Below are 25,564 nucleotides of genomic sequence, written 5' to 3' on the forward strand. Positions count from 1 at the left end.
GCGCTGATCTGCCGGTAGAGCGGCGCCTTGGTGTCGTAGGCGTCCTCGGCGTGGGTGCGGTCGGTGCCGATGCGGTCGTCGTCGAGGTAGTCGGCAGGGGTTGCGCTCCCGCTCCGCGTGAGCGCTAGCGGGTGGCTGCGCCACCCGCACACCGCGCTTGCTGCGCAAGCGCGGTGACGGTCCGTCCGCTGCGCTCCCGGACCGGCGGGACTCCGTCCCGCTGCCAAGGCTTTCGCTTCGCTCCAGCCTGGCCGGCGGGTCCGCTGCGCTCCCCTGCCTAACGGTCCTTCCGGCTGCGCCTCCAGAACCGTTGGGGCCCGCTGGCGCGGGCCGGGCTGGCTACAAGAGGTGGGGAGGTGACGGGCGATCGGATGAGAGCGGCAACGCGGGGGGCTGTCGCTCGAACGGGAGAGTGGACTGAGGGGCCATCAAGGCTCTGGATTGGCTTGCGATAAGGCAAGACTAACAGTTTTCAGCTACGTTAGGGAGAATCTCAGCATTCGGTTGTTTCATTTTGAGAGGGGGATAGACTCTGGAGTCAGATCACACCACCCCGGACCGATCCGACACCCCTTGGATCACGCCACCAGGAGGAATCAGTGTCATACCTGCAACCGCTCACCCCCGAGGAGAAACTCGCCGACGCGAAGAAGCAGCTGAGCCTCCCGCATATCGTCGTGATCTGCGGCTCCACCCGCTTCATGACCGAGATGAACGAGGCCGATCTGCGGGAGACCAAATCCGGAAAGATTGTCGTCAAACCAGGCCTTGACATGAAGTCGCCGCACGAACTTTGGTCCGATCCTGCCGAGGCCGAGGCGCTGAAGGCTCGACTCGGCGATCTGCACCGGGCGAAGATCCGGCTCGCTGATGAGGTACTCGTAGTCGGCGACTACATCGGAGACAGCACCCGAGCCGAAATCGCCTACGCCCGGTCGCTGGGCAAGCCCGTGCGGTTCACGCACCCCGAAGTCGACCCTGACGTCTGACCGCCCACCCCCACACCCTCCGCAGGCACCCCTTGGAATTGATCTTTAGGAGAAGGCAGGCGAATATGTCGAGCACAGACCGCGCTGACCAGCGAGAGGCAGCCCAGCGAGAAGCCATTGACGCGGTCCTGCGTGCCCTCGAACTGCCTGCAAGATCACTTGTGCCAGAGCGAGGGCTGCGCACCCAGGTGGTCATGGCGACGGGGTCCGGGAAGACCCGGGTGGCGGTCCGCAGCGCGGAGGAGCTCCACGCGGGCCGTGTGCTGGTGCTCGTACCCTCGCTGGACCTGCTCGCCCAGACCGAGGCCGCGTGGCGCGAGGGGGGCCGTCGGGGGCCGATGATCGGGGTGTCCTCGCTGCGGGGCGAGGAGGTGTCCTTCCCCAACACCACGGACGTGGACGAGCTGGTGGAGTGGACGTGCGGCCTGGACAAGGTCACCGTGTACGCCACGTACGCCAGTCTCGGTCTGGGCACGCTGGAGCGGGCGCACGCCGCCGGCCTTTCGGGTTGGGATCTGATCGTCGTGGACGAAGCCCACCGGGTCTCCGGCCGGATCGGGAAGCCGTGGGCGGTCGTCCACGACAACCAGAAGATCCCGTCCCTGCGCCGCCTGTACATGACGGCCACGCCCCGGCTGTGGCAGCTCGGAGACGAGGACGAGGCCGGCGCACCCGGCGAGCTGGTCGCGAGCATGGAAGACGATCCCGAGGGCCCCTTCGGCAGCAGAGCGTTCACTTTGACGCTCTCGGAGGCCATCGACCGGGGAATCTGTGCCCCCTACCAGGTCGTATGCGTGGACGTCACCGACACCGCGCTCCAGGCCGCGCAGCTCCTGGGCGCGGAAGGCCGGTCGGCCGAAGTCCGTGGGGCACGGCTCGCTGCCCTGCAGACCGCGCTGGTGAAGGCGTCGGCCGAGGAGGGCTTCCGCCGCACGCTGGTCTTCCACCACCAGGTCCGCGAGGCCGAAGCGTTCGCGGCCGGCCTTCCCGACGTTGCCGCGCAGCTGCACGCATCCGACCCCGAGCTGTACCCCAAGACGATCTGGGCGGACTGGCTCTGCGGCGACCACAAGCCGCTCCACCGCCGACGGCTCCTCGGGGAGTTCGCCGCCGGGATCGCCACGGACGGCACGGTCGTGGAGAAGTGCTTCCTGTGCTCGGTGAAGGTGCTGGGCGAGGGCGTCGACACGAAGAACTGCGACTCCGTGTACTGGGCGGATGTGCGCGGCTCGATGCCCGACCTGGTCCAGGCCGTGGGCCGGGCGCTGCGGATGCAGCCGGGCGAGGGCAAGATGGCCAGCCTGGTCGTGCCGGTGCTGCTCGGGCCGGGCGAGACGGTCGACAACATGCTCACCTCCCGGGCGTTCGGCGGGTTGGCCAAGCTCTTGGAGGCGCTGCGGGCGCACGACGCCCGTGTCGTGGAACAGTTGGCGGAGCAGCAGGCGCAGAGCCGTGTGAGGGGCGTTCAGAGTCGTCGTGGGGGCCAGGAGGGCGGAGGTGAGGGGGAAGTGTCCGGTCCGTCGGTGCCTGCGCGGCAGTTGCTGAAGTTCTCCACGCCGCGTGACCCTGCGCAGTTGGCGGCGTTCATCAACTTGCGGGTCATCAACCCCGAGCATGAGCACTGGCGGCGCGGCATCGAGGCGGCTGTCATCTATGCCCGTGAGCACGGCGACCTGAAGGTGCCGTTCACGTTCCGCGTGCCCGGCCGCGACGATCAGGAGGCGGAAGCCGAGGGGTGGCCAGCCTCTCTCGCCGGGTTTCCGCTGGGGCAGTGGACCGCCGACGCCCGCCGCTTCTACGCCCGCGGGGACATGGACGAGGACCGCGTCGCCCAGCTGGAGAAGCTCGGCATGATCTGGTCCCACTTCGACGTCGCGTGGGAGGAGGGACTGTCCGCCGCGCGCGGGTGGGCCGCCGAACACGGGCACCTCCTGGCCCCGCTGGACGCCACCCTCCAGGGAGCGAAGGTGGGGATCTTTCTGAAGAACGCGCGGGCCGCTGCGCGGATGGCTGCCGAGATCGAGCGGCGGCGGGGCGAGGGGCTGCCGGTGGAGTCGTCGGCGGGGGCGCTGTCGGATGAGCGGCGCGAGCAGCTGGAGGAGATCGACGCGTCCTGGTGCCCGAGTTGGCCGGTGACGTGGCAGCGGTGCTTTCACCTGGTCCGGATGCACCTGGACGCGGGCGAGGCGCTGCCCACCGAGGCGGGCGAGGTCCTGCGCCAGGGCGAGGATCTCGGGCGGTGGGTGCAGTCCGTGCGGCTCGGGTGGGACCAGCTCACGACCGTGCAGCAGTGGATGTGCGAGCAGGTCCTCGGGATCGAGCCCGCGAGCGAGGACGAGAAGCCGCCGCCGCGTCGTACACAGGCCGACAAGTGGGCCTCCAACCTGGCAGCCGCGACCCAGTTCTACGAGCGCGAGGGGCACCTTCAGGTCCCGAGGAAGCACATCGAGCGGATCGTCGGCGAGGACCAAGAGGAGCGGCAGCACAAGCTGGGGGCCTGGATCGGCAATCAGCGGAGCAGGGCCGCGACGCTGTCCCCGGAGCGGATGGAGAAGCTGTCGGCGATCGGGATGCGCTGGTCGTGATGGGCGTCGTCACCACAGTCGCCGCCCTCGCGGCCGGCTATCTGCTCGGGCGGCTGCGCCCGTGGCAGCGGGCGGGCGACTGGGCGGCCGATCAGGTCCGCTTCACCGGGCCGTGGGTCCGGGGCGGCTTCGGCCGCCAGGCCGTCGTCGTCCTGGTCCACGTCGTCACCACGCCGCGCACCAGCTGGCGCATCGTGCGCACCCCGGCCACCGAGCCGCGGGCGCCCGTACGCGATCCGGACTGGGTCGCCAATCGCTCCCGGGGAGAGCACGAGTAGACGGTAGGTCTCCAACTGCCTTACTGGCATTCGACCCGCTAGAGCAAGTTCGTGCCAGGCAAGCTCGCTGATGCCACTCCTGCGAGCGGCGGTGTTCAGACGGTGGTGCGATTGCCCTGGCGGGTGGCGAGCGCGGCCTCGGCGCTGGGGTAGGCGGGCAGGAAGGTGTCCATCCCGGTGACGCTGAGCAGGCGGCTCAGCCGGTCGGGGATGGCCGCCAGGGTCAGGGAGCCGTCGGCGTCCTTGGCGCAGCGCCAGATGCCGACGAGGGCTCCCAGCCCTGAGGAGTCGCAGAACGTGACACCCGACAGGTCGGCGACCAGGTCTGCGTGTCCGGCCGCGATGAGTTCCAGGGCGCGGGCCCGCACGGCGGGTGCGGCGGCGCTGTCGAATTCACCGGACAGTGCGATCACGGCCAGGGCGCCGTCGGTGTACGGGACGTCGATGTGGAATGCGTCGGTCATGGGCGTCGGATCTCCTGCCCGACGGAGGCGTCGGCGGGTGCGGTCGGGGCGGCGGCGCTGTGAGCGGTGGTAGTGATGCCGGCGGGAGCGGCATCGTGGGTGGGGACGGACAGGGCCAGCAGCGCCACGTCGTCGCGTTCGGTGTCGGGGAGTGTGTCCAGGAGCGCGACGGTGTCGTCGATCAGGGCGCCGGCACTGACCGGCGCCGGTCGCTGGGCAAGGAAGTCGGTAAGGCCGGTGTCGGCGAGCATGTGGCCATCGGCGGTGCGGGCCTCGGTCAGCCCGTCGGTGTACAGCAGCAAGCCCTGGCCGGGTGCCAGGTGCAGGGTGAGTGAGGCGAAGGCGGCCTCGGCGAGCGCGCCGACCAGCATGCCGCCCTCGGCGCGGGCCGCCTCGACCCGTACACCGCCCTCGGCAGGGCTGAGGTGGTAGGCGGGCGGGTGACCGCCGGTGGCCAGCGTGACTGTGAAACCGCCGTTCCGGGCCGGATCGAGCAGGCCGAAGACGGCGGTGCAAAAGCGGGTGCCGACCGCCGCGTCGAGCAGCAGCGCGGTGTTCAAGGCTTTGAGCGCGGCGGTGGGGTCCGCGTCGACGAGGGCTGCGGCCCGCAGCGTGTAGCGGGTCAGTGAGGTGACCGAGGCGGCTTCGGCGCCCTTGCCGCACACATCGCCCAGGAAGAACGCCCACCGGCCTCCGCCGACGGGGAAGACGTCGTAGAAGTCGCCGCCCACTTCCTGTGGGGAGGCGGTCTTGTAGTGGCAGGCCAGCTCTAGCCCGGGTACCGCGGGCAGCGCGGGAGGCACCAGGGTGCGCTGGAGGGTGGAGGCGAACGCGGTGATGGCCGCTTTGTCCCGCTCCGCACGCTGGCGGGCCTCTTCCTCCACCTGGCGCTTCTCCTGCTCGGCGCGTATCACGTGCAACGCCGACAGCCGCAGTTCCAGCTGGTCCCGCACCACCGCGGCCAGGTCCCCGAGGGTGGAGGCATCGGCCTCGCTGATCTCGCGAGGGCGGGTGTCAAGGACGTTGACCGTGCCCAGGCGGTGCCCGTCGGCGGTGATGATCGGAGCGGCGGCGTAGAACCGCACCCCCATCGGGCCGGCGACCAGCGGGTTGGAGCAGGCGACCGGGTCCAGCAACGTATCGGGGATGACGGTGGTGTCATCACTCAGCACCGCCGAGGCGCACAGGCCGGGATCCCGGCCGATCTCGCTGACACCTTCCAGCCCGTGCGCGGCCTTGAACCAGATCCGGTCCTCATCCACGATCGTCACCGTCGCCACCGGCACCTCGAACAGCCGCGCGGCCAGCGCCGCAACTCGGTCATAGGCGCCGTCCGGCGGAGTGTCGAGAATGTCGTAACGGCGTACCGCCGCCATCCGCGCCGCCTCGACCGAAACGGCCAATGGCTCGCTCGCTGCTAGCGCAGGCAGGATCGCTTGTTCCGGCATGTCCCTCGTCTCGCTCATCCCCCAGGAAGGCACCGACCAGACAGCCAGCACGCCGAACCCTACCGAACGCGGCCGGCGCATCCGATCCGACGACGAACTTCGTAGTGCGCACCGGCGTCATGGACGGCCGCCAAAGCACCGACCGCAACCGGGCGCAGTGATCGGCGAAAAGGCGAAGCGTGACGGCCTTCGTGGTCCGGACCACGAAGCTGCTCACCGGCCTGAGCACAAAACTCCGACAGGACGTTGCCCCCGGCCAGGTCGACCAGGTCTTCCGCCGCGAGGACCTGGCGGACCTGGTCGCGCGGCGGCACCACGCTCGGACCGGAGCAGGACGCCGCGCGACTCGGTGTGCGCAGAGTTGAGTTCGATTGGATGGCGCGGCTCGGTTGGATCCGCTCGCCGCAGTCGATCGAGGTTTGCTGCGGAAGGAGTAGGCATGAAGGCGGAGCGACGGGGTAACCGCCACAATGGCAAGTCGGGGGGCAGGAGTCGGCATGGCCGACAAGGGGAGGGACACATGGTTACGGATACGGCAGCGTCGACGGCGGAGGCGCAGTGCGCTGAACTGCCCGAGGTGGCCGACCCGTCGAAGGTCGCTCCGAAAGACGCGCGTGAGCTCACCCGCCTGTTCTTCCGGCAGCTGGACCGGCTGGAAGAGGGCACCCCCGAGTACCAGTACGCGCGCAACACATTGATCGAGATGAACATCTCCCTGGTCCGCTACGCGGCCTCCCGCTTCCGCAGCCGGGACGCGGAGGAGATGGAGGACATCGTCCAGGTCGGCGTGATCGGCCTGATCAAGGCCATCGACCGGTTCGAGCTCTCCCGGGAGGTGGAGTTCACCTCCTTCTCGATCCCCTACATCGTGGGCGAAATCAAGCGGTTCTTCCGTGACACCACCTGGGCCGTGCACGTTCCGCGCCGACTGCAGGAAGCCCGCGTCCAGCTGGCGCGCGCCACCGAGGAGCTCAGCAGCCGCCTGGGCCGCACGCCGACCGTGGCGGAGCTCGCCCAGCTGATGAACCTGGACGAGGACGAGGTCATCGAGGCGCGACTGGCCTCCAACGGTTACCGCTCCTCCTCCCTGGACGCCGCCATCGGCAACAGCGAGGACGGCGAGACGGCCCTGTCCGACTTCATCGGCAACGAGGACGGCGCGCTGGAACTGGTGGAGGACTTCCACGCCCTCGCCCCGATGATCGCCGACCTCGACGAGCGCGCGCGCAAGATCCTGCACTGGAGGTTCGTGGAGGAACTCACCCAGGCCCAGATCGGCGAACGGCTCGGCGTCTCCCAGATGCACGTCTCCCGACTGCTGTCACGCACCCTGGCCCAGCTCCGCGAGGGCATGCTCACCACCCACTGACACCCCCACCCCACAACGAAGCCTCGCAGCCGTGGTGACCCCCTACCCCACGCCACCACCCTGTGCGGTCGGTTCCGAGCGGTCCGCCTCAGACACTCAAGGCGGGCTCCACTCGTGTGGGCCGCCGCCGCGCCATTCCGCCCACCGCGGATCGTCCAACACACCCTCGGGTTCGTCGACACCCGCGGCTTCGAGGAACACCACCAGGTCGTGGTCGCTGTAAGCGGTGCCGAGAATCCCGTCCCTGCCGTGCGAGTGCACGGTGACGCTCCGGCCACCGGTACGGGAGGGCTGGTGTACGACGATCGGCGCGCTGGTCACGCCTCCCAGCGTGCTCCCGGTAGGGCCGTGGGGCGAGTTGGCTGCCCGGTGAGGAGGAGGCCGGACCAGTCGAACGGCGCGGGACTCCGGGACGCGGGTCCTACATCGCCGGGCCCGCTGGCGTTCGAACTGCCCCACGCTCTGAGGGCAACGCGTGTGTCGATCCCGTGGCCCGGGGTCACGCAAGCAGCCTGACCCGCACCTCACCGCTCTCGCGGTCCACCTGCACGGCATGACCGGCCTGCGTGAGGATCGCCAGCAGCGCCGACCGCAGAGCAGCACGAATGCCTTCGAACTCGGCATCCTCCCTGCCCGCAGGATCCAACTCGCTGCCGGGCACCCATCCCACCAGCACCGAGTCCGTATCCCTCCGCACCCGCAGACCAGGGCTGCCCTCATCACCGGCCGACGCCACATCGAAGCCAGCACGGGCCAACGTCCCGCACACATCAGCGAGCAGCTCCTCCACGGCATCAGCGGTCACCGCCAAAGCCTATCCACACACACCCTGACGGTTTCGGGCACAGGTGCTTCACCTGCGGAAGACGGAGAGCCGGCCGCTGGTCTTGTGCGCTGCCTGTGCCTCTCCCGCTTTTGGCGCACACGAAACCGAACGCCACCTCGGCTGGGGCGCCGATCGTCAGGTGCGGCATGCCCGACCCGACCCCTTTCCCCGCCGCCATCGCCTGACGGTAGCGCGCCGTTTCAGGCAGGCCGTCAGGGAAAGGCGGTGGGGCCGACGGGGGCGCCGGCTGTTACTGGGGGCGGCGTCCGGTGACGTCTCCGCCGGGGTCGTCGGGCAGGGCGATGCGGGCGGTGACGCGTTTGCCGACCGGCTCCCGCTGGACCTCGAAGCCCTGCGCGACGGCCATGACGATCTCCAGGCCGTGCTGCCCGACTCTGCCCGCATCGGCGGCCCGCGCCACGGGCAGGATCGGATCGCTGTCCCACACGATCACTTCCACCACGGCGCCAGAAATACGCAGCTCCATCAGTACGGGGCCAGGGGCGTACTTGCGGGCGTTGGTGACCAGCTCGCTGACCACCAACTGGGTCAGGTCCATCGCGCGAGCGGACACCGGCAGGCCGTGCTCCGCTTGTACACGGGCGAGGAAGTCCCTCGCGCGGTGGCGCGCCTCAGCGATGACGTGCCCGTCGCCGTCCAGGGCGACGGTGTCCTGTATCGGAGGGACGTCCGGCATCACGCTGCCCTCACCCTCGGGGACTGATCCAGCCGGCTCCACCCTTGTTCCCCCGTTCACACTTCCTGCGCGTACCCGGCACTATGCCTCACATGTCCCGTGAGAACCTCATAATGGGCCGCACACGTGTTCGCCGTAGCATGAGGCAGGCTACCGGCGCACTATCGCGCCGGGACCTCGAGTCCCATCAGCGAGCAGTCGAGGAAACAGTGACAGACACCCACAAAGCAGCCCGGCCCGGCCAGCTGTCGATCGGCCATGCCGCTATCGACGGCATCCGGGTGGTCACCCTGCGCGGCGAGATCGACCACGCCGTCACGGAGGAGCTCACCGAGGCTCTGCTGTCCTGTGACGGCGCGGCTCCGCCGCGGACCGTGGTGGACCTCAGCGGCGTGACCTTCATGGACTCCAGCGGCATCAACGTCTTCGTCGCCGCCCACAAGAGCATGAGTGACGCTCAGGGCTGGCTGCGTATCGCCGGCGCCCAGGCGTCGATGCTGCGGCTCCTTCAGATCGTCGGCCTGGACGACGTCATCGGCTGCCATTCCACCGTCGAGCAGGCCCTGACCGCCTGACCCGCGGCGTGCCCGGCCACGGCGTTCTAGCCGGCGTCCCCGTCTGAGGCTCCCTGCTGGCGTGACCGCCGGTGCACAGCCGCGTCCAGCTCCCGCCCCACCAGCTCCGGCAGCGGCTGCCCCAGCGCCCAGGCAATCACCGACTCGGCCACCGTGTGCAGCTTGATGCTGGTGCGCTGGGACACCTCACGCAGCACCTCGGACCCGGAAGCCGGCGCAAGCCGGTGGATCGCGGTAAGAACACCGATGGCCTGGTCCACCGTCGCGTGCGAGTTGACGGCGTGCCGCAGCTGCGCGTTCTCCTGCTCCAGGCGGGCGATCGTGGCGTCGTCACGTGTCCCGTCGAGCGTGGACCGCGGCACGCGGGAAGTCGTCATGCTGGTCTCCGTACAGGGGCAAGGCATCCCTGTACGCCTGCCCCCAACCTCGACGGCAAGACACCCCCACCGAGGTGTGAAGCAGCACAAGGGGGAATGGCTCTTCGCCGTCCAAAGGACGGCGAAGAGCCCCCAAGGGCTGTAGACCCGACCCTTGTCCAGCCGAGTGGCCACCGCGTCCACGCTCACACCCCACACGGGCCGTACAGGCGAGGACGGGCAGCCAAGGCGGGTGCCGCAGCCGACTCGGGGATGACGACGGCACCGCCCCGGAGAACTGTGTTCAGTGCCCGCAAGAGCAGTGGAGAAACCAGGGAAATCGACCGTGTGTTCTGGCATTCGCGGGGCACGAGGAGCGACGGAGGTTGATAACTATGGTTCCCCTGCTACTCGTTCTTCTGCTGGCTCTGATCCTCTTCGGCGCGGGTTTCGCGGTGAAGGCCCTGTGGTGGATTGCCGTCGTCGTGCTGGTCGTCTGGCTGCTGGGCTTCGTCATGCGCTCCGCGGACACAGGTGGCCGCAAGGGCCGCTGGTATCGCTGGTAACCCGCCAAGCAGCAGCATGCCTGTGGGCCCCGGATGTATCCGGGGCCCACAGGCATGTCCCGGATGTATCCGGGGCCCACAGGCATGTCCCGGATCAGGACATCTCTCCGGGCAAACGGTGTAGCTACCACCTTCCCGGGAACCGGGCCTCATAGCTGGGGCCCGGTGAGCAGTGGAACCTGCGCCTCCAAACCACCGGACCCCAGCCACCCCGACATCCCAACACAAGCTCACCAGACAGCAATCTGCCGCCGCAGGCCACGATGGCTCTACACCTCTCCCATTCCCAGTTCGGCGTAGTGCCGTCCAGCCGCGGGCTCGGGTGGACATAGTCGGCGCCGTAAACCCGGCGGCGCAGCAGTTGCTCATCACCACGGTCCATCCGGTCAGCCTTGTCCCCGCCACCGACAGCGGGGTCCGGGGGTCTGTCAAACGAGCGGTGCAACTGGGTGGTTGGTGGTTACTGGCGGGCTGCTGAGAGCTGGCCGTCGAAGGTGATGTCGAAGGCGTTCAGCGCGGTCTTCCAGCGCATGGTCCAGCGGGCCTGGCCCTTGCCGGTGGGATCGAGTGATTCGAGGGGCTTGCGCTCGGGTGGGTGAAGAAGGCACAGGAAGGGCACGAGGGCGCGGCCGGGCTGGCGCAGGCCTTAGCCACCCTGGCGCTGTCCGCGCGGATGAAACACATGCAGTGGCGCATGCGGGTGCCGGTTCGGCAACCAGGGCAACTTCGAAGTGGTGACCCCCATTGTCAGCGGAGGTCTGGCCCATTTCTGGCACAACAACGACGACCCCGCCATGCCGTGGAGCAAGCCGAACCGCTTCGAGGAGAGCCTCAACCACGTCGACGCCGTCACCATGATCCAAAGCAACTACGGAAACCCGGGAAACCTGGAGGTCATCGCCCGCGTCGGCGACCAGCTCGACTTCTTCTGGCGCGACTCCGGCCCCGCATTCGCCTGGAACGGACCACATCCGATCCCGTGACAGCTCCATCCCCCAGGCAGAGCCCGGCTCACGCAGCGCAGCCGGGCTTTTGCCTGAACGGACCACACCCATCCGCTAAAAGGCGCCCGTTCTCAGCGGCCATGACCGGCGGTCCCAACCGCCTTGCCCCGTAGAACCAACGGATGGTCAGCCGTCGAATACCGCGCGCTCGGAATACCGCCTCTCCACCAGTTAAACGCGTGAATTACGAGTCTGCCTTGTCGCCTTCAGCAGGTCGTCTTGTCTAGCGGATTGTTCGACGTGGTGGCTGAGCGCGCCCCGTTCCCCGGGAAGCGGGCCAGCGCTCTGTGAAGCAATTGCCTGTTGAGGAATCGGGTTTAAGAAGTGAGGACCGCGACGTGGTCGACGAGCATGGGGCGCCCGGGGCGGGTTTGCGGCGTGGGGGTGGGGTGGCCGGCCAGAGCGTTGGGGAAGCCGCCGCCGATGGCAACGTTCAGCAGGAGGAAGTGGCCCTGAGCGGTGGCCGCTCGCCAGGTGGTCGGGTCGACCTGCGTGGAGCTGACGGTGTGGTAGTGCCGTCCGTCGACGAACCAGCGCAGCCGCTCGGTGGAGGTGCGGCGGTCCCACTCCAGGGTGTAGGTATGGAAGGTGCCGGTGCAGCGCGCGCCGGGGCAGGTCGTGCTGGCGGCCAGGCCGGTGCTCTCGTTGCACGGCCCCCCGGTGGGAGTGCCGCAGTGCATCACGCCCCAGACGCGGTTCAGGCCGTTGACGTTCTCCATGATGTCGAACTCACCGGACGTCGGGGAGGGCACGCCCGCCCGGTACGAGGCACCCAGGGTCCAAAAGGCCGGCCAGTACCCTTCGGCTGCCGCGCCGGTGACGGCGGGCAGGTGGATGCGGGCCTGGATGCGCATGCGTCCGCCCGCGGGAGGCCTGAAGTCGCTGCGGCGTGTCTCGATGCGGCCAGAGGTCCACTGCCCCGCCGAGTCCCGCAGGGGGGTGATGCGCAGGTTGCCCCGGCCGTCGTGGCTGATGTTGGCGGGGTCGGCCGTGTAGGTCTGCACCTCGCCGGTCCCCCAGTTGGGCGGGCCGCCGGGGTATCCGGTGCCGACATCGATGATCCACTTATCGGCATCGGGCAGGCTCCCCGCGCGCCCGTTGAAGCCGTCCGCCCACTGAAGCCTCCACCCGTGGGTGGCCGACGCGGGGCTGCCGCCGGCGGACGAGGGGGCCAGGCCCGCGCACAGGGCGGCCAGCGCAGCCGCCAGCATCAGCCGCGCACGACGGTTACGGAAAGGCGTCCTCATCGGGCTGCACCTCGCTGAGTAGTGGTTCGGCGGACTCCGCGCCCCGAAAGGCGTTTGCACCCTATGTGGCGTGACGCCCGGATTGATCTGCGACACGGCAGGTGGGCGTCCGGATTCCTGCATCGGTGAGGCGTCTGCTCCCGATCACGACTCACCCCACACCGGCGAGTGCCGGCCCTGTGGCGGAACGCTGGAGTGCTACCGCATCGACACGTGGTTCCCGTATGCGCGCTTTGCTTGGAATATGACTGTTCGTCACTAGAGTCCTTGCTGGTGATCTCAGCGAGGGGAAACACGGATGGCCGCTACGCACGTCCTGGTGATCGAGGACGACAGAGATGTCAGCGCTCTGCTGCAGCGGCACCTGTCCGCGCTGGGCTGCCGGGTGAGCGTGACGGAAGCAGGTGAGCAGGGCCTGGAGGCGGCGTTCGCCGATCCGCCGCAGATCGTGATCATCGACATCCTGCTGCCGGGGATCGATGGCCGCGAGGTCGTGCGCCGGCTGCGCACGGACGAGCGGACCCGCAGGTGCCACCTGGTCGTCTCCTCCGTTCTGGACCCCGAGGACTTGGTGGATTTGACGACAGAGTTGCTGGCCAAGCCGTTCGGGCTGGCGTCGGTGACCCGGATGGTCGACACCTACCAGGACTCCGAGCGGCGGGAGGAGTAGCAGTGGCCTGTGTTCTCGTCGTGGACGACGACCCCGATGTCCGGCAGCTGGTGGCCTTCAAGCTGACACGGTGCGGTCACGAGGTGACGGCCGTGGCCGACGGCCCTTCGGCGCTGCAGGCGGTACGCGAGCTGAAGGTCGATGTGGTGCTGCTGGACGTCGTCATGCCGCGGATGTCCGGGCTGGACGTGCTGCGCGAACTGCGCGCCGATCCCACCACCGCCAAGCTTCCGGTCATCCTGCTCACCGCCCGCACCCAGGAGACCGATGTGTTGGCCGGGCTGTCGGCGGGCGCCGATGACTACCTCCCCAAGCCGTTCCCCCTTGGGGAGTTGACAAGCCGGGTGCAGGCCCTGCTGGACCGGGCCGAAAGCTGACCCGGGAGGTTTGACCCTTCACCGTGGAGGAGAACTGTTCGTGACCAGCGGATCCGGGAGCAAGCGCGATGGCGTCGCGCGGCGGCTGACTGCTGCGTTCGCTGTCACCACCGGTTTGATCCTGCTGGTGGGGTTTGGTGCACTTATCGGGGCATTCCTTGAGAAGGCGACTCAGGATCAGATCATCGACCGGGTCCAGCCTGCCCTGGTCGACAGCTCGCATCTGCATAACCAGGCCGCCCACATGCAGCGTTCCATGCGCGGCTACCTGCTCACCGGCGACCAGCCCCTGCTGGCCGACTACCTCCGGGCACGCGCAGGCTATCCAGCGGTCCTCGCCGATGCCCGACGCCACACAGCCGGCGAAACCGAGCGCAACCTCAACCGGCAGGACCAGCATCTCCAGGCCTACCTGCGGGTGGCTGACCAGCAGGCGCAGGTCTCCCCGCGAAGTGAGCAGGCGGCCCGACTCACCCGCGAAGCGAACCGGCGCTTCGAAGCCTTCGAGGCCACCAACCACCGCCTGGAGACCCAGCTGGTCGGCGAAGCCAAGCGGCTGCAGCAGCGTGCCGACACGATCGTCACCGCCGGTGCCGCTGCACTGGGCGCCCTGCTGCTCGCAGCACTGGCCATCGCCCTGTACACCGCACGGCGCACCACCCGCGCCCTGGTGGGGCCGCTGCGATCGGTGGGCGAGACCCTCAGCCGCCTCACCGCGGGCGAGCAGGCCGTGCGGGCCGCGGAGTCGGGCCCTGCGGAGATCCGGTCAGTAGCCCGCCTGGTGAACGAGCTGGCGGATGAATCCGACCGGCTGCGCGGCATCGAGGAAGAACGCTACCGCCTGTCGGAAACCGTGAGGCAACTCGGCCTGCGCATCCGTGAACGCCTCGACGTCGCCGATGTCCTCAACACCGCCTGCACCGGCATGGGCGAGGGCCTGGACGCCGACTACGTCTTCACCCTCCTCATGCAGGACAGCAACCCCGAGGTTGTTCCCGTGGCCCGGGCCTGGTCGGCCCGAGACGGGCTGATGCCCGAGGAACGTCAGCAGGCGCTTCCCCCCATCCCGGCAGAGGTGGTACGCGAGCACTACCGTGAGGGAACCACCTGGACCGTCTCCGACCTGCCCCGCTACCTCACCCAGACCACGCCGGTGCCCGGCGCGCCGGGTTCATTCGCGCGGATCGGGCTGCCCGCGGCCAACCGGGCGGCAGCCACCGAACTGGGGCTGCGCTCCATCGTGGTCGTCCCGATGGGTGTCGGCCAGGAGCCGATCGGAGCGGTGTGCCTGGCCCGCACCCGCCCCGACCAGCCGTGGCGGCCGGTGGAGATCGAAATGGCGGAGGCCATGGCCGCCGGCGTCGCCCGCGCCCTGCACACCTCCAAGCTCTACGAGAAGGAAACCCGCCTGGTTCAGGAACTACGCGCCCTGGACCGCACCAAGAGCGACTTCATCTCCACCGTCTCCCACGAACTGCGCACCCCGCTGACCAGCATCAGCGGCTACCTCGAACTCCTCAAAGACGAAGACGTCGGCCCCATCACCGAGCCCCAGCGGCACATGCTCGACATCGTCCAACGCAACGCCCACCGGCTGCGCACCCTCATCGAAGACCTGCTGACCCTCTCCAGGATCGAATCCGGCAAATACACATCCCGTAAGGCACCAGTGGACCTGCGTCAGCTGATCACCGCAGCGATCGACGCGATGCACCCCGCGGCAGAAACGGCCTCCGTCCGGCTGCACACCGACTGCCCCGAACAGCCTTTGATCTGCGAGGCCGACAGCAATCAGATCGACCGGGTGCTGATGAACCTGCTGTCCAACGCGGTCAAGTTCACCCCGGCCGGAGGCCAGGTCCACCTCCAGGCCGCAGCCCAAGACGGCCATGCCGTCCTCACCGTGAGCGACACCGGCATCGGCATCCCCGAAGCCGAACAACGCCAGCTGTTCACCCGCTTCTTCCGCGCCTCCAACGCCACCGCCCAGGCCATCCCCGGCACCGGCCTCGGCCTGACCATCGTCGACACCATCATCACCAACCACGGCGGCACCACCCACCTGCAATCCACCGAGGGCCAAGGCACCACTATCACCGCCACACTGCCCCTGACCACGAAAGACAGCCCCACACCGCCCCTGAAAGGCTGACCGTGCGCGGTGACGAACAGGCCGCCGGGCTCGCCTCCGGCCACGCCCCAGGCACCCAGGCCCGTCTTCCCGGGCGCATCACCCCCAACAACGCCTGGTGGTGGTTCCTGGCCGCCGGCGCTGTGGTGATCGTCGTCTACCTGGTGGTCACCGCCCCCGTACGCCATCTGTTCTCCCCCGTGCTGGCGGCCTGTGCCACGGCCGTGATCCTGGTCGGCGTCCGGTGGCACCGGCCGCGCCCGAGCCGGTCCTGGTACCTGTTCGCTGCCGGCATGGGGCTGTTCACGGTGGCGGACGTCATCTTCGGCGCCTTCCAGGCCGCGGACACACTGGTGCCGTTCCCCTCACCCGCCGACGTGCTGTATCTGGCGGCCTACCCGTGCTTCGCCGCCGGCTTGGTCAGCCTGATGGCGGCATGGGGCAGCGGCGTGCGATGGGGAGCCGTGCTGGATGCGGGGATCATCACCCTGGGGATGTCCACCCTGGCCTGGGCGTTCATCATCATGCCCTACCTGCGCGGCCATCTGTCGGCGCTGGCGCTGACGGTCTCCCTGGCCTATCCGCTGGCGGATCTTCTGCTGCTGGGCATGGCCGCCAAGCTGGTGCTCGTCTCTGGAGTCCGTCTGCCGGCCCTCGCGCTGTTCACTGTGTGGGTGGGGGCCACGCTGGCCGCCGACGCGCTGTACTACTCCACGCTGGCCGCGACCGGCGCTCCGATCGGCGCCGACGTCTCCTCTGCCCTGTGGATGGCCTCCTATCTGTTCCTCGGCGCGGTCGCCCTGCACCCGTCCATGGCCAGGGCGACCCGGCTGGTGCAGCACAGCCAGGAGAGGCTGTCCCGTGCCCGCGTGAGTGTCCTGACCCTGCCCGCCCTCCTTGGTCCCGTCCTGCTGATCGCAGACGTCGGCGGCGTGCGCGGGCAGGCCGTACACGCCGTGGCCATCGCGGGCATCATGGCCGCTTTGACCGTGTTGCTGGTCGTGCGCATCACGCTCCTGGCACGGTTCGCCGAAGTCCAGGCCGACCAGGCCCAAGCCCGGGCCCGCACGGCCGAGGACGCTTTGCGCCAGCAGGACGTGCTGCAGCAACAGCTCACCCACCAGGCCTTCCACGACGCACTGACCGGTCTGGCCAACCGGGCCCTGTTCGTCGAACAGCTGGAACAAGCCCTCAGCCGCCCCGCGTCGCCCCGGAACACTGCCCTGCTGCTGATCGACCTCGACGGCTTCAAAGACATCAACGACAGCCTCGGCCATCCGGTCGGCGACGAGCTGCTCATCACCGTCGGCCACCGGCTCCTGGGCGCAGCCCGCCGCAGCGACACTGTCGCCCGCATGGGCGGGGACGAGTTCGCCATCCTCGCCGAAGACCTCAAAGAGACTCCCGCCAAAATGTACGCCCAGCGGTTCCTGGACCGTTTCAAGGAGCCCTTCGCACTCTCCGGCCATCGCAGCGTCTTCATCACCGCCAGCATCGGCGTCCTCACCATCACAGAACCGACCACGTTCAACGACGCACTCCGTGACGCCGACATCGCCCTGTACGCGGCCAAAGAACGCGGCCGCAACCGCGCAGAACTCTTCGAACCGGCCATGAGCCTGGCACCGCAGAGCCGCGCCCGTATCGCCCAGGATCTGCGCTACGCCCTGCCCCGCGACGAACTCGCCGTGCACTACCAACCGGTCATCCACCTGCCCACCGGACAGGTCACCGGCGTGGAGGCCTTGCTGCGCTGGGAACGGGACGGCCGCTCCCCCACCCCGCCCGAGGTATTCGTGCCCATCGCCGAGGAAACAGGCCTGATCCGCCCCATCGGCGCCTGGGTGCTGCGCGAAGCCTGCCGCCACGGCCGGAACTTGCACGACACCGTCCCGAAAGCCCAGGCCCTGAGCGTGGCCGTCAACGTCTCCGGCCAACAGCTCAAGGACCACCGCTTCCCTGGCACCGTACGGCACGTCCTGCGCGAGACCGGGTTCCCCCCGGCCTCCCTGGTCCTGGAGATCACCGAGAGCACCCTCGTCACCGACGCCGAGACCACATCCACCCACATCCGCGCACTGCGCGACCTCGGTGTACGCATCTCCATCGACGACTTCGGCACCGGCTACTCCTCCCTGGCCTACCTGCGCGACCTCCCGGCCGACATCGTCAAGATCGACCAGAGCTTCGTCCTACGACGCGCCAGCGGCGTCGACGAATCCCTCATCCAGGCCATCCTCGACGTGGGGCACGCCCTGGAGATGGACGTGATCGCAGAAGGCATCGAAACGCCCCACCAGGCCGAGCGGCTGCGCTCACTCGGCTGCCCCCACGGCCAGGGCTTCTACTACTCCCCACCCATGCCCCCCAAAGCCCTGGAGGCCTACCTCACCACCCAAGCCATCCTCACACCCACCAGCCCACACCCATGAGATCGAGCGCGACCAGATCCCAAGACCGCCGAAGGGCAGAATCACCGCCGCAGCCAACGGCAGCCACCCGCTGGGCACAGGCACACCACGTGACCGAATAGCGCAGCCTCGGAATACCGCCTCTCCACCAGTTAAACGCGCACGCTCCTGCGCCTGGCCGGGGCCTTCACATGGCAGTAGAGCACCGTGCATCGGAGACCGGATCCCTCAGAAAAGATGGTGCCCATCGGGCAGCACATGGCCAACCTTCGGCGTAAGGGCGGCCTCGGCAAGGACCCGAAGCGGGCGGAGGAGCGCGCGGCGCAGCTGGCCGCGATCGACCCGGACTGGAACTGCCCCTGGCCGCTCAACTGGCAGCGCCACTACCGGGTGCTCGCCGACCTGGTCGACGCCGACGGCCACCTGCCCTACATCGCACCCGGCGTCACCTTCGACGGCGACGACATCGGCACGTGGCGGTGGCGGCAGCAGGAACCGGGCACCTGGGCGCAGCTCCTTCCCGAGCAGCGGGAGCGGCTGGCCGCGCTGGGTATCAAGGGTGTTGAGGCTTCGTCTCCCGCCCAGGCGGCCACACGTGCGACGAAGGGCCCGAGCAAGGCACAGGCGGCGTTCCAGCGCGGCTTGGCCGCCCTCACACAATGGGTAGAGCGTGAGGGCGATCGGCCGGTGCCAAGGGGGCACAGCGAAAAGATCACGGTCGACGGTGAAGCGGAGCCGGTGACCGTGAAGCTGGGCGTATGGGTATCGAACACCAAATCGAGAAGGAACCGGCTTGCCCAGGAGCAGCTGGAGGCGCTGCGGGAGCTGGGCGTGGAGTGGGCGTAGACGGTCCCGTTGTCAGAGGTGCCAGGGACACTGGTCGCAAGCCTCAGCGCCGCCTGAGGCGTCGGCTTCCCGGACTCGAAGGATTGGCACATGCTCACCGAAGCACTCATGGCCGTGGCCGGTGCCGGCGGTACCGCCGTCGTCCAAGCCGCCGGCACCGACGCATGGACCGGTCTGCGGCAACGCGTAGCCCGTCTCGTGGGGTGTGGCGACACTCAGCGTGAGCGCGCGGAGCTGGAGCGCCTGGACTGCACTGCGCAGGCTCTGGAGGAAGCCGACGCCACCGGCGAGACGGAGCGGACGCGCTTGCGCCAGGAGGCATCGTGGCAGACCCGCTTCGAGTCGCTCCTGGAGAACCTGGAGGACTCCGAGCAGCAGCAGGTCGCGACCGAGCTTCAGGCGCTGGTGGCCGAGCAGCGGGAATTCGCGGCCCGCCAGGGCGTGGTCGGCAACACCTTCAAGGTGACCAGCCGATTGCCATCACCAGTTGGGGTATCGAGCTCCCCGGTAACCGGCGCATGTTCGTCACGCGAGGCGAGAACTGGGCAACTCCGCTCCCTCACGTGCTCGCTCCCGGAGTCCCACCCGCACGGTTCCTGATCCGAGCCGATGAGCTGCGGCGTATGGAGCGAGAGCAGCGCATCCCGTACACGCAGATGCGGCCCTACGTGGGGCTGGCTGACGGGACGGTCGTCCGCGCCGACCGCAGCGTGCCGTTGGCCTGACGCGTGGAAGTCGTGACGAGGGGCGGGCTGCCGGGGCTGGCAGCCCGCCCCTGCGTCCTGACCAGCAGGTGGTCGGCGGCTACCGCCGGCGCGGGATGGTGACCTGGACCTCCGCCAAAACGACGCCGGTCGCCGGGGCGCGGTGCAAGCGTGAGCGCTGAGCACCGCGAACCCGAATATCCAGTGATCGCTGTCAGTGCCTGATCTTACGATGCGCAGAGGCACCTCAACTGCAGTGAGGACCCACTGATGCCGAAGCGCGTCTTCGTTAGTTTCGACTACGACTACGACAAGACCCTGAAGGACTTCTTGATCGGACAGGCCAAGAACCCTGACTCGCCCTTCGAGATCCATGACTGGTCGATCAAGGAGGCGTCTCCGGACTGGAAAGACAAGGCGCGCATGAGGATCAGGGCGTCGGACATCGTCATAGTCCTCTGCGGTGAGCACACCGACAAGGCCGTTGGTGTGGCCATCGAGCTCAAGATCGCCCAGGAGGAGAACATCGACTACTTCCTCCTGAACGGGTACGCCGGCTCGACCGGCAAGAAGCCGACCTCAGCGAAGACCACCGACAAGGTCTACAAGTGGACGTGGGAGAACCTCAAGACCCTCGTCGGAGGCGGTCGGTGACAACCCCTCCCCAACCGGATGAGCGGGCGGAAATCCTCGAGCTCTACAAGCTCGCCGTCGAGATGGCCGATCGCGTCTCCGCGCGCAGAGGAACTGCCAACGCCTTCTTCCTGTCCGTCCAGACCGCGTTCGTCGGCCTCGTGGGCTTTGGATTCCCGAAACTGGCCGGGTCCCCCTGGTGGGCAGCAGCAGCCGTGGCTCTGGCAGGAGTGACACTGTCGGGGACCTGGTGGCTACAGCTCCGCAGCTACCGGGACCTCAACACGGCGAAGTTCCAGGGCATCAACAAGATCGAGGAACGCCTCCCGGTCAAAATCTTTGCGGACGAGTGGGAGGCCCTGCGTCGGGACCCAATTTCCGGCTGGCGCAAGCGCTACGCCGAGCTGGGTACGTCTGAACGCGTCGTGCCCCTGGTGTTCGTCGCGGCGCATCTGCTTCTGCTTGTGGGCACACTGACGGCGTGACCTACCTCGATCCTCTCGCCGACCTGATCCGTGCCTGCCTCCCCCCGGACGCTGAACCTCCCGAAGAATCGGCAGCCCTGTTCCGCATGTACGCAGTCCTGCTGAAGGCCAAGGGGGCGGAGGTGACCGACGAGGATGTCCACGACGCCTGGTCCGCATGGATGCAGACAGTGAACAGCGCTCACGAAGCGCTGATCCCCTACGGCGATCTCGACCCGGCAACCCGCGCCTTTGATGCGCCGTACGCGGAGGCCATCCGCAGAGCAGCGCGCCAGATGAGCAAGTGAGTAGGACGCGCACTGATCTTGGGCAACTTCAAGCTGACCGCTCCCCGCAGCACCGAGACCCCGGGCCCGCCCACAGGGCTCGGTCTCGTGCGTCGCAGCGCGGCGCCAGGACGACGCCGGTCACCGGGTCGCGGTGCACAGGGACGTAGAGGCCCCAGTCAGCGTCACCGACGGTGAGTCAGCCGTCGGCCCACGGGGTGCGGTGGTCGCCAGCTCGCGACCGGCGAGCGGGCCGCCCGCGAATTGAACGATCACAGCAGTACCTCCATCCGGCGAGACCTTCTCGCCTCACCCCTAGGTGGGGCTCGGCACCGGAAGGACAGCATCGGAGCGCTGGCGATCTCCGTCCCGGCCTCCGTCGCCGGGCTGACGGCGTCGAGGCGCGGCGGCCCGGCCGACGCGCAACCGGCTGTGCGCCCCGGTTCCCGGCCGCGGCCGCACCGCCCATCCCTCCCGTCCCTTACTCCTTCACTCCAGCCAAGGGACATGGGCAGAGCGGCCGCAACGGGGGTGTCAGCGAGCCGACCAAGGCGAAACCGCGTGGTGACCTGAATGGACGCGGGGGTGCTCCCTGCGGGGTGCGCAACAGTAGGCGCAACCCTTGGCGCAACATCCAGCGCACCCTATAGGCGCAACCCCTGGCGCAACCTCGTGCTCCTGGTCGTCCGGGGCGTCCCTGTCACGCGGCCCGGACGGCTCGCCGGGCGCGGGTCGTCTGCCGGAGCTCGGAGCGCGCCGTCGGCACCGAGGGGACGCTCTCCCCGTAGGGGCGCCACCACAACCGTACGGACAGGAGTAGCAGGCGGCGGCGCAGGGCGGTGGTGTCGCGCGGGGGCGGGGTGCGGCGAGCGCGTCGTAGGTGGCGTTCCAGGCGGCTTGCGTCTGCACCAAGTCGTCGGGGAAGTCGGTCACCGAGGCCATCCGCGCTGCAGCGCACCGAGTGGGCCGAACCCCTCCAATGGGCGACTTTGAGTGAGTAACCTGTAACTCCGTGCGGGAAGAAGCGAGGAAATCTTCAACGACCGTCGCGCCGCGCCAAGTGCGCTTCCTTGACTGCGGCGCGCGCGGTGCCGACTGTCTGCCACGGGTGGCGGACTTCGCGGCGCTCTGCGGTGTCAACCACAACCGAACCCCAAAGTTATTCAACGCCTCCATGGCGACGGCAATGGCGGCAGGCATCCCGATGATCATCGGAGGCGTGGCCGCGGAACTGACCGAATGCTGATGTCGCGCCATCCGCGGAGGGATGCGCTCCGCAGGCTGCAGGGCCTGATATCCGCGACAGGGCTCTACTGGGGGGCGCTGTGCACGGCAGTGATTCTTGTCACGCTTCCGACGAACATCGTCAGACATGCCCAACTGGGCGCGGTGGACTGGCAGACGGTGGTCCTGTGGGTGCTGGGAATCGCTATCCTGGTGAGCGGGCCGGGCGCCTTGGTACTGCTGCGGCGGAAAATGGCTGTGGGCCTCCTGCCCGTTCTGGAGGACTGGGCGGAACTGAGGGACCTCACATACGTCCTCTACCTGCGGCCCTTCGACGAGGACGGCGCGTTGTTCCGCGTGCGGCCGCTGTTCGGCAAGGGAGCGTGGTTCTCCTGGTTCCGGATCTTCCATGGTGGCGGCGTGGACGACTTCCTGACCGGTGAGGAGCGGATCGTCCACCTCTTGCGGCGCTTCGGGAGGGTGGTCGCCGTCGGGCGCCCCGGCGAGCCGTTCCCGCTGCCGGGGGCTACGCGTCTCTACCTGCCGAGCACGAACTGGAAGCGGGGGGTCGGCGACGCCATGCGGCGCGCCCGGCAGGTGCTCATCGTCGCCGGCATAGCGGGAGACCCGAAGCGGGCGGAGGGCACCTTGTGGGAGTACACCGAAGCCGTACGGCTCCTGCCGCCCTGTCGGCTGCTGCTGCTGGTGACCGACGGCGATGCCTACGAGCGGTTCCGCCGGGCGGCCGATGACTACTTCGCCCGCCGGGCCGCCGAACTGTGCCGCGAGGGCGGGATACTCCCCCCGCCACCCGCCCTCCCCCCGTACTCCGGGCCGCGGCTGCCGCAAAAGCCGGCGCGGCGCACACCTCTCCTGGGAGTCGTCCGCTTCGGCGACGACTGGACGCCGGAGCTCGTGTGCTTCGACCCCGCCGCGGAGCGGGGCGCGACCCACCGGGCCCGCCTGCGCGCGACGGTGCGGCGACAAATCGATCCGCTGCTGGAACGCTTGGAACGCCAACTGCCGGGAGTGGCCGTACGCGCCGGCACGGTGGACCACGGACCTACGGCCAGAGCATTCGTCGGATACGCGGTGCTCGCGGTGCTCTTCTACTACTGGAAACAGCAGTACTACGGCTGGCTCCCCGCCGAGACGCTCGCGTTTTCACTCTGCATGGGGCTGTTCCTGCTGGGGTTCGCCCGAACGGCAGTGCACGTCGGACGGCTCGGGAACTTTTACCCAGAGGTGGTGTTCCCGGAAGGCGGGGCGCCCTGCGGCGGCCGGCCGGACGAGCTCACCCCACTGCTCCCGCCCAGCCGGGCCCAGCAGAAGGAAGGCCCGGGGAGGGGGGCCGACGAAGGGGCGGCATCCCGGGCCGACCCGCGAACGGGCGAGGCCAGGCGGTGGCACACCCACAACGTCGGCCTGGTTGCAGCCCTCGTCGTCTACGGTGTCGGCTCCGGCCTCCTCAGCATCGGCGAGGCTGCGGGCATCGTCGGAGCCGCTCTCCTCGCCTCCTCTGTGCTGTACCACCTCACCAAGCCCCTCCGGCTACGCACGGGCCCGCGCTCCCCCGCCGACCTCGCCAGGGAGACCCCGATCCTGTACCTGCGCCCCTTCCCCGACCGGGGGCGCCCGCCCGTCGACACGTCCTTGGCAGAGGAGCGGGAACTGAAGGCGCTCCTCAAACCGTATGGGGCTTTCGTCTTCGCCGGCCGCTGGGACGAGACGGCGGCGCTGACCGGCAGCGCCGTCCTCCCGCTGCCGACGGAGGGCTGGAAGCACAGCGTCTCCGAGGCGCTCCCGCACGCCCGGCTCGTCCTGATCCCCACCACGAGCGCCGGTCCCGAGACGCTCTGGCAGCTGACGGAGGCCGTACGGCTGCTGCCGCCGTCCCGCTTGCTGCTCGTTCTCTCCTCCGGCGAGGACAGCGCGAGGGAGTACAACCGTTTCCGGCTGGCGGCGCAGAAGGAGTTCGCCCGACGGGACCGGGAGCTGCGAGCCGTGCACGGACCCGCCTTCACCCCGCCCCGCCTCCCGGCCCTGCCGCACCGCCCGGCGGGACCGGGATGCAGGGCGGGGCCGGCTCCACGCGCCGTCATCCGCTTCGGCCCGGACTGGAGCCCGCGCCTGCTGGACCTCCAACCCACGACCGCGTACGGCGGCGGCACGCCGCGCCGCGCGGCGCGCGAGCGCATGCGCGTACGGCTGCGGCCCGCGCTGGGCCACCCGCCGGAACCCGCCGCGGCGGAAGGACACCTCGGCAGACTCCTCCGCCCACTACGCGGCTCGCTCCCGTCGGAACATGCGATCCCGGAAGTCGGCAGGCCGACGGACACCAGGCGGGCCCTCGAGGAGGCCGCCAAAAAATGGGCCAGCGTCATGGGCCACGCCGTCGGGGCCTGCGCCATCCTCGGCTTCCTCCTGCACCGCAGTGGACAGGACGAACACCTGGTGTGGGTCGCCCTCGCCGGCATCCTCGGCGTGGTCGGCCCGGCCCTGTGGACCAACAGGAGGACGCAAGAAATCCTCGGCGTCCCGCTCTCCCCAGAAGACCTGGACCGTGAACCCTGCATCCTCTACCTGCGCCCGGGCCCCGGCGACGCGGCCCCCCGGACGTCCCAAGGCGTCCCCCTAGAACGGGAGCTGGATGTAATCTTCTACCCGGACGGGCCCCTCGTCACCACGTGCGGCCCGGACGACATGGCCCAACTGCCCGGCGTCCTCCGCCTCCCGCTGCCGCGAAATGGCGCGAAGGAGGTCCTGACCGAAGCCCTCCCGCGCGCTCACCTGGTACTGATTCCCGCCTGCGGCAGCAACCCGGATGCGCTCTGGCAACTGACCGAGGCCGTGCGCCTGGTCCCCCCGTCCCGGCTGCTCGTCCTCCTACCCGCCGGATCCACGGCGGCCGAAACCTACGCACACTTCCGGCAAGCAGCGGCCGACGCCCTCGCCGCGCGCGCCGACGACCTCCAGCACGCGCACGGCCCCGGCTTCCACCCGCCCGCCCTTCCACCCCTGCCCTACACTCCAACGTCCCCGGAAGCGCAGGCACCAGTGCTGCACGGCGTCATCCACTTCACCAAAGACTGGCAGGCCTCGTTCCAACCCCTGGACCAGATCCCCGCGCGGCAGACGTCCCGCCCCCGGCCCCGAAGGGACCGGCTCGACGAGGTACGGGCCCGGTTGGAGCCCGTCCTGCCACTCCGGTCCCGCCGCGGCACGATCGGGTGAGAACATTGCGAAGCCATGGCTAAAGCTGGCATGTCAGGCGACGGTGGGAAGCGCACATGCGGGGGTCGGAGGAGGCGCAGCGGCGCCGGCACCTCGCTCTCCTGCAGACCGGGCTCCCGGAGCACGCGGCGAGGTGGAGCCTGCACACAGTCATGACCTTCCACCTGCAACGGGACCAA

Annotated in this window: 25 protein-coding genes and 2 pseudogenes; 18 read left to right on the top strand and 9 right to left on the bottom strand. The window is 69.1% G+C overall.

From position 1 onward, the window contains the following. Positions 1-599: 599 nt before the first annotated feature. The 3 genes from ACWD1U_RS36080 to ACWD1U_RS36090 all read left to right on the top strand — a co-directional run bounded on the left by ACWD1U_RS36080 (position 600) and on the right by ACWD1U_RS36090 (position 3,852). Positions 600-989, top strand: a complete 390-nt coding sequence (locus ACWD1U_RS36080; RefSeq protein WP_451113592.1) for a hypothetical protein — start codon at positions 600-602, stop codon at positions 987-989. A gap of 65 nt (positions 990-1,054) precedes the next feature. After that, positions 1,055-3,574, top strand: coding sequence for a Helicase associated domain protein (locus ACWD1U_RS36085; protein WP_451113593.1), 2,520 nt, complete (start codon positions 1,055-1,057; stop codon positions 3,572-3,574). Further along, positions 3,574-3,852 (top strand): hypothetical protein, encoded by a 279-nt coding sequence (locus ACWD1U_RS36090; RefSeq protein ID WP_451113594.1) that lies wholly within the window; start codon positions 3,574-3,576, stop codon positions 3,850-3,852. The genes ACWD1U_RS36085 and ACWD1U_RS36090 overlap by 1 nt, the downstream gene beginning before the upstream one ends. Positions 3,853-3,947: 95 nt before the next feature. Here the strand turns inward: ACWD1U_RS36090 and ACWD1U_RS36095 are convergent, their stop codons facing one another. Both ACWD1U_RS36095 and ACWD1U_RS36100 read right to left on the bottom strand, forming a co-directional pair. Beyond that, positions 3,948-4,316: an STAS domain-containing protein gene (locus ACWD1U_RS36095; RefSeq protein ID WP_451113595.1), complete on the bottom strand. Its 369-nt coding sequence runs from the start codon at positions 4,314-4,316 to the stop codon at positions 3,948-3,950. After that, entirely contained in the window at positions 4,313-5,692 is a 1,380-nt protein-coding gene (locus tag ACWD1U_RS36100) for a PP2C family protein-serine/threonine phosphatase (RefSeq protein WP_451113596.1), read from the bottom strand. Before ACWD1U_RS36100 ends, ACWD1U_RS36095 begins: the two co-directional genes overlap by 4 nt. Before the next feature lie 592 nt (positions 5,693-6,284). Between ACWD1U_RS36100 and ACWD1U_RS36105 the strand changes: the two genes are divergently transcribed. Next, the gene (locus ACWD1U_RS36105; RefSeq protein ID WP_451113597.1) at positions 6,285-7,133 is read left to right on the top strand and encodes an RNA polymerase sigma factor SigF; all 849 of its coding nucleotides are present in this window, start codon (positions 6,285-6,287) and stop codon (positions 7,131-7,133) included. Between the two features lie 96 nt (positions 7,134-7,229). Here the strand turns inward: ACWD1U_RS36105 and ACWD1U_RS36110 are convergent, their stop codons facing one another. The 3 genes from ACWD1U_RS36110 to ACWD1U_RS36120 all read right to left on the bottom strand — a co-directional run bounded on the left by ACWD1U_RS36110 (position 7,230) and on the right by ACWD1U_RS36120 (position 8,656). Continuing rightward, positions 7,230-7,454, bottom strand: coding sequence for a hypothetical protein (locus ACWD1U_RS36110; RefSeq protein WP_451113598.1), 225 nt, complete (start codon positions 7,452-7,454; stop codon positions 7,230-7,232). Between the two features lie 178 nt (positions 7,455-7,632). Next, entirely contained in the window at positions 7,633-7,938 is a 306-nt protein-coding gene (locus tag ACWD1U_RS36115) for a hypothetical protein (protein WP_451113599.1), read from the bottom strand. Between the two features lie 271 nt (positions 7,939-8,209). Next, positions 8,210-8,656, bottom strand: coding sequence for an ATP-binding protein (locus ACWD1U_RS36120; protein ID WP_451113600.1), 447 nt, complete (start codon positions 8,654-8,656; stop codon positions 8,210-8,212). Between the two features lie 209 nt (positions 8,657-8,865). Between ACWD1U_RS36120 and ACWD1U_RS36125 the strand changes: the two genes are divergently transcribed. Continuing rightward, the gene (locus ACWD1U_RS36125; RefSeq protein ID WP_451113601.1) at positions 8,866-9,231 is read left to right on the top strand and encodes an STAS domain-containing protein; all 366 of its coding nucleotides are present in this window, start codon (positions 8,866-8,868) and stop codon (positions 9,229-9,231) included. Positions 9,232-9,257: 26 nt separating this feature from the next. Here ACWD1U_RS36125 and ACWD1U_RS36130 read toward each other — a convergent pair whose 3' ends face one another. Next, positions 9,258-9,608, bottom strand: a complete 351-nt coding sequence (locus ACWD1U_RS36130; protein WP_451113602.1) for an ANTAR domain-containing protein — start codon at positions 9,606-9,608, stop codon at positions 9,258-9,260. A 374-nt stretch (positions 9,609-9,982) separates the two neighbouring features. On the opposite strand from ACWD1U_RS36130, the gene ACWD1U_RS36135 reads away from it, so the two are divergent. After that, a complete protein-coding gene (locus tag ACWD1U_RS36135; protein ID WP_451113603.1) occupies positions 9,983-10,153 on the top strand; it encodes a hydrophobic protein in 171 nt (56 codons plus the stop codon). A gap of 460 nt (positions 10,154-10,613) precedes the next feature. Here ACWD1U_RS36135 and ACWD1U_RS36140 read toward each other — a convergent pair whose 3' ends face one another. Beyond that, entirely contained in the window at positions 10,614-10,772 is a 159-nt protein-coding gene (locus tag ACWD1U_RS36140) for a hypothetical protein (RefSeq protein ID WP_451113625.1), read from the bottom strand. 115 nt (positions 10,773-10,887) lie between these two features. Between ACWD1U_RS36140 and ACWD1U_RS36145 the strand changes: the two genes are divergently transcribed. Next, the gene (locus tag ACWD1U_RS36145) at positions 10,888-11,136 is read left to right on the top strand and encodes a hypothetical protein (protein WP_451113604.1); all 249 of its coding nucleotides are present in this window, start codon (positions 10,888-10,890) and stop codon (positions 11,134-11,136) included. Positions 11,137-11,474: 338 nt separating this feature from the next. Here ACWD1U_RS36145 and ACWD1U_RS36150 read toward each other — a convergent pair whose 3' ends face one another. Further along, positions 11,475-12,404 (bottom strand): glycoside hydrolase family 16 protein, encoded by a 930-nt coding sequence (locus ACWD1U_RS36150; RefSeq protein ID WP_451113605.1) that lies wholly within the window; start codon positions 12,402-12,404, stop codon positions 11,475-11,477. A 298-nt stretch (positions 12,405-12,702) separates the two neighbouring features. Between ACWD1U_RS36150 and ACWD1U_RS36155 the strand changes: the two genes are divergently transcribed. The 9 genes and pseudogenes from ACWD1U_RS36155 to ACWD1U_RS36195 all read left to right on the top strand — a co-directional run bounded on the left by ACWD1U_RS36155 (position 12,703) and on the right by ACWD1U_RS36195 (position 20,948). After that, positions 12,703-13,074 (top strand): response regulator, encoded by a 372-nt coding sequence (locus tag ACWD1U_RS36155; protein ID WP_451113606.1) that lies wholly within the window; start codon positions 12,703-12,705, stop codon positions 13,072-13,074. A 2-nt stretch (positions 13,075-13,076) separates the two neighbouring features. Continuing rightward, entirely contained in the window at positions 13,077-13,451 is a 375-nt protein-coding gene (locus tag ACWD1U_RS36160) for a response regulator transcription factor (protein WP_451113607.1), read from the top strand. Positions 13,452-13,491: 40 nt separating this feature from the next. Next, positions 13,492-15,603, top strand: a complete 2,112-nt coding sequence (locus tag ACWD1U_RS36165; RefSeq protein ID WP_451113608.1) for an ATP-binding protein — start codon at positions 13,492-13,494, stop codon at positions 15,601-15,603. A 2-nt stretch (positions 15,604-15,605) separates the two neighbouring features. Continuing rightward, entirely contained in the window at positions 15,606-18,014 is a 2,409-nt protein-coding gene (locus ACWD1U_RS36170) for a putative bifunctional diguanylate cyclase/phosphodiesterase (RefSeq protein WP_451113609.1), read from the top strand. Between the two features lie 210 nt (positions 18,015-18,224). Further along, positions 18,225-18,839: pseudogene (locus ACWD1U_RS36175) on the top strand (helicase associated domain-containing protein); the annotation flags it as partial. A 90-nt stretch (positions 18,840-18,929) separates the two neighbouring features. Next, complete coding sequence (locus tag ACWD1U_RS36180; protein ID WP_451113610.1) at positions 18,930-19,439, top strand: hypothetical protein; 510 nt, start codon at positions 18,930-18,932, stop codon at positions 19,437-19,439. 374 nt (positions 19,440-19,813) lie between these two features. Next, entirely contained in the window at positions 19,814-20,197 is a 384-nt protein-coding gene (locus tag ACWD1U_RS36185; protein ID WP_451113611.1) for a TIR domain-containing protein, read from the top strand. After that, positions 20,194-20,661 (top strand): RipA family octameric membrane protein, encoded by a 468-nt coding sequence (locus tag ACWD1U_RS36190; protein ID WP_451113612.1) that lies wholly within the window; start codon positions 20,194-20,196, stop codon positions 20,659-20,661. The genes ACWD1U_RS36185 and ACWD1U_RS36190 overlap by 4 nt, the downstream gene beginning before the upstream one ends. Continuing rightward, positions 20,658-20,948, top strand: coding sequence for a DUF7701 domain-containing protein (locus tag ACWD1U_RS36195; RefSeq protein ID WP_451113613.1), 291 nt, complete (start codon positions 20,658-20,660; stop codon positions 20,946-20,948). The genes ACWD1U_RS36190 and ACWD1U_RS36195 overlap by 4 nt, the downstream gene beginning before the upstream one ends. Before the next feature lie 679 nt (positions 20,949-21,627). Here ACWD1U_RS36195 and ACWD1U_RS36200 read toward each other — a convergent pair. Then, positions 21,628-21,869 (bottom strand): annotated as a pseudogene (locus ACWD1U_RS36200) (hypothetical protein). Positions 21,870-21,939: 70 nt separating this feature from the next. Between ACWD1U_RS36200 and ACWD1U_RS36205 the strand changes: the two are divergent. Next, positions 21,940-22,173 (top strand): hypothetical protein, encoded by a 234-nt coding sequence (locus ACWD1U_RS36205; RefSeq protein ID WP_451113614.1) that lies wholly within the window; start codon positions 21,940-21,942, stop codon positions 22,171-22,173. Between the two features lie 170 nt (positions 22,174-22,343). Next, positions 22,344-25,385, top strand: coding sequence for a hypothetical protein (locus ACWD1U_RS36210; RefSeq protein ID WP_451113615.1), 3,042 nt, complete (start codon positions 22,344-22,346; stop codon positions 25,383-25,385). The last annotated feature ends 179 nt before the right edge of the window (positions 25,386-25,564 follow it).

It is taken from the genome of Streptomyces sp. NPDC002788, from assembly GCF_053592115.1.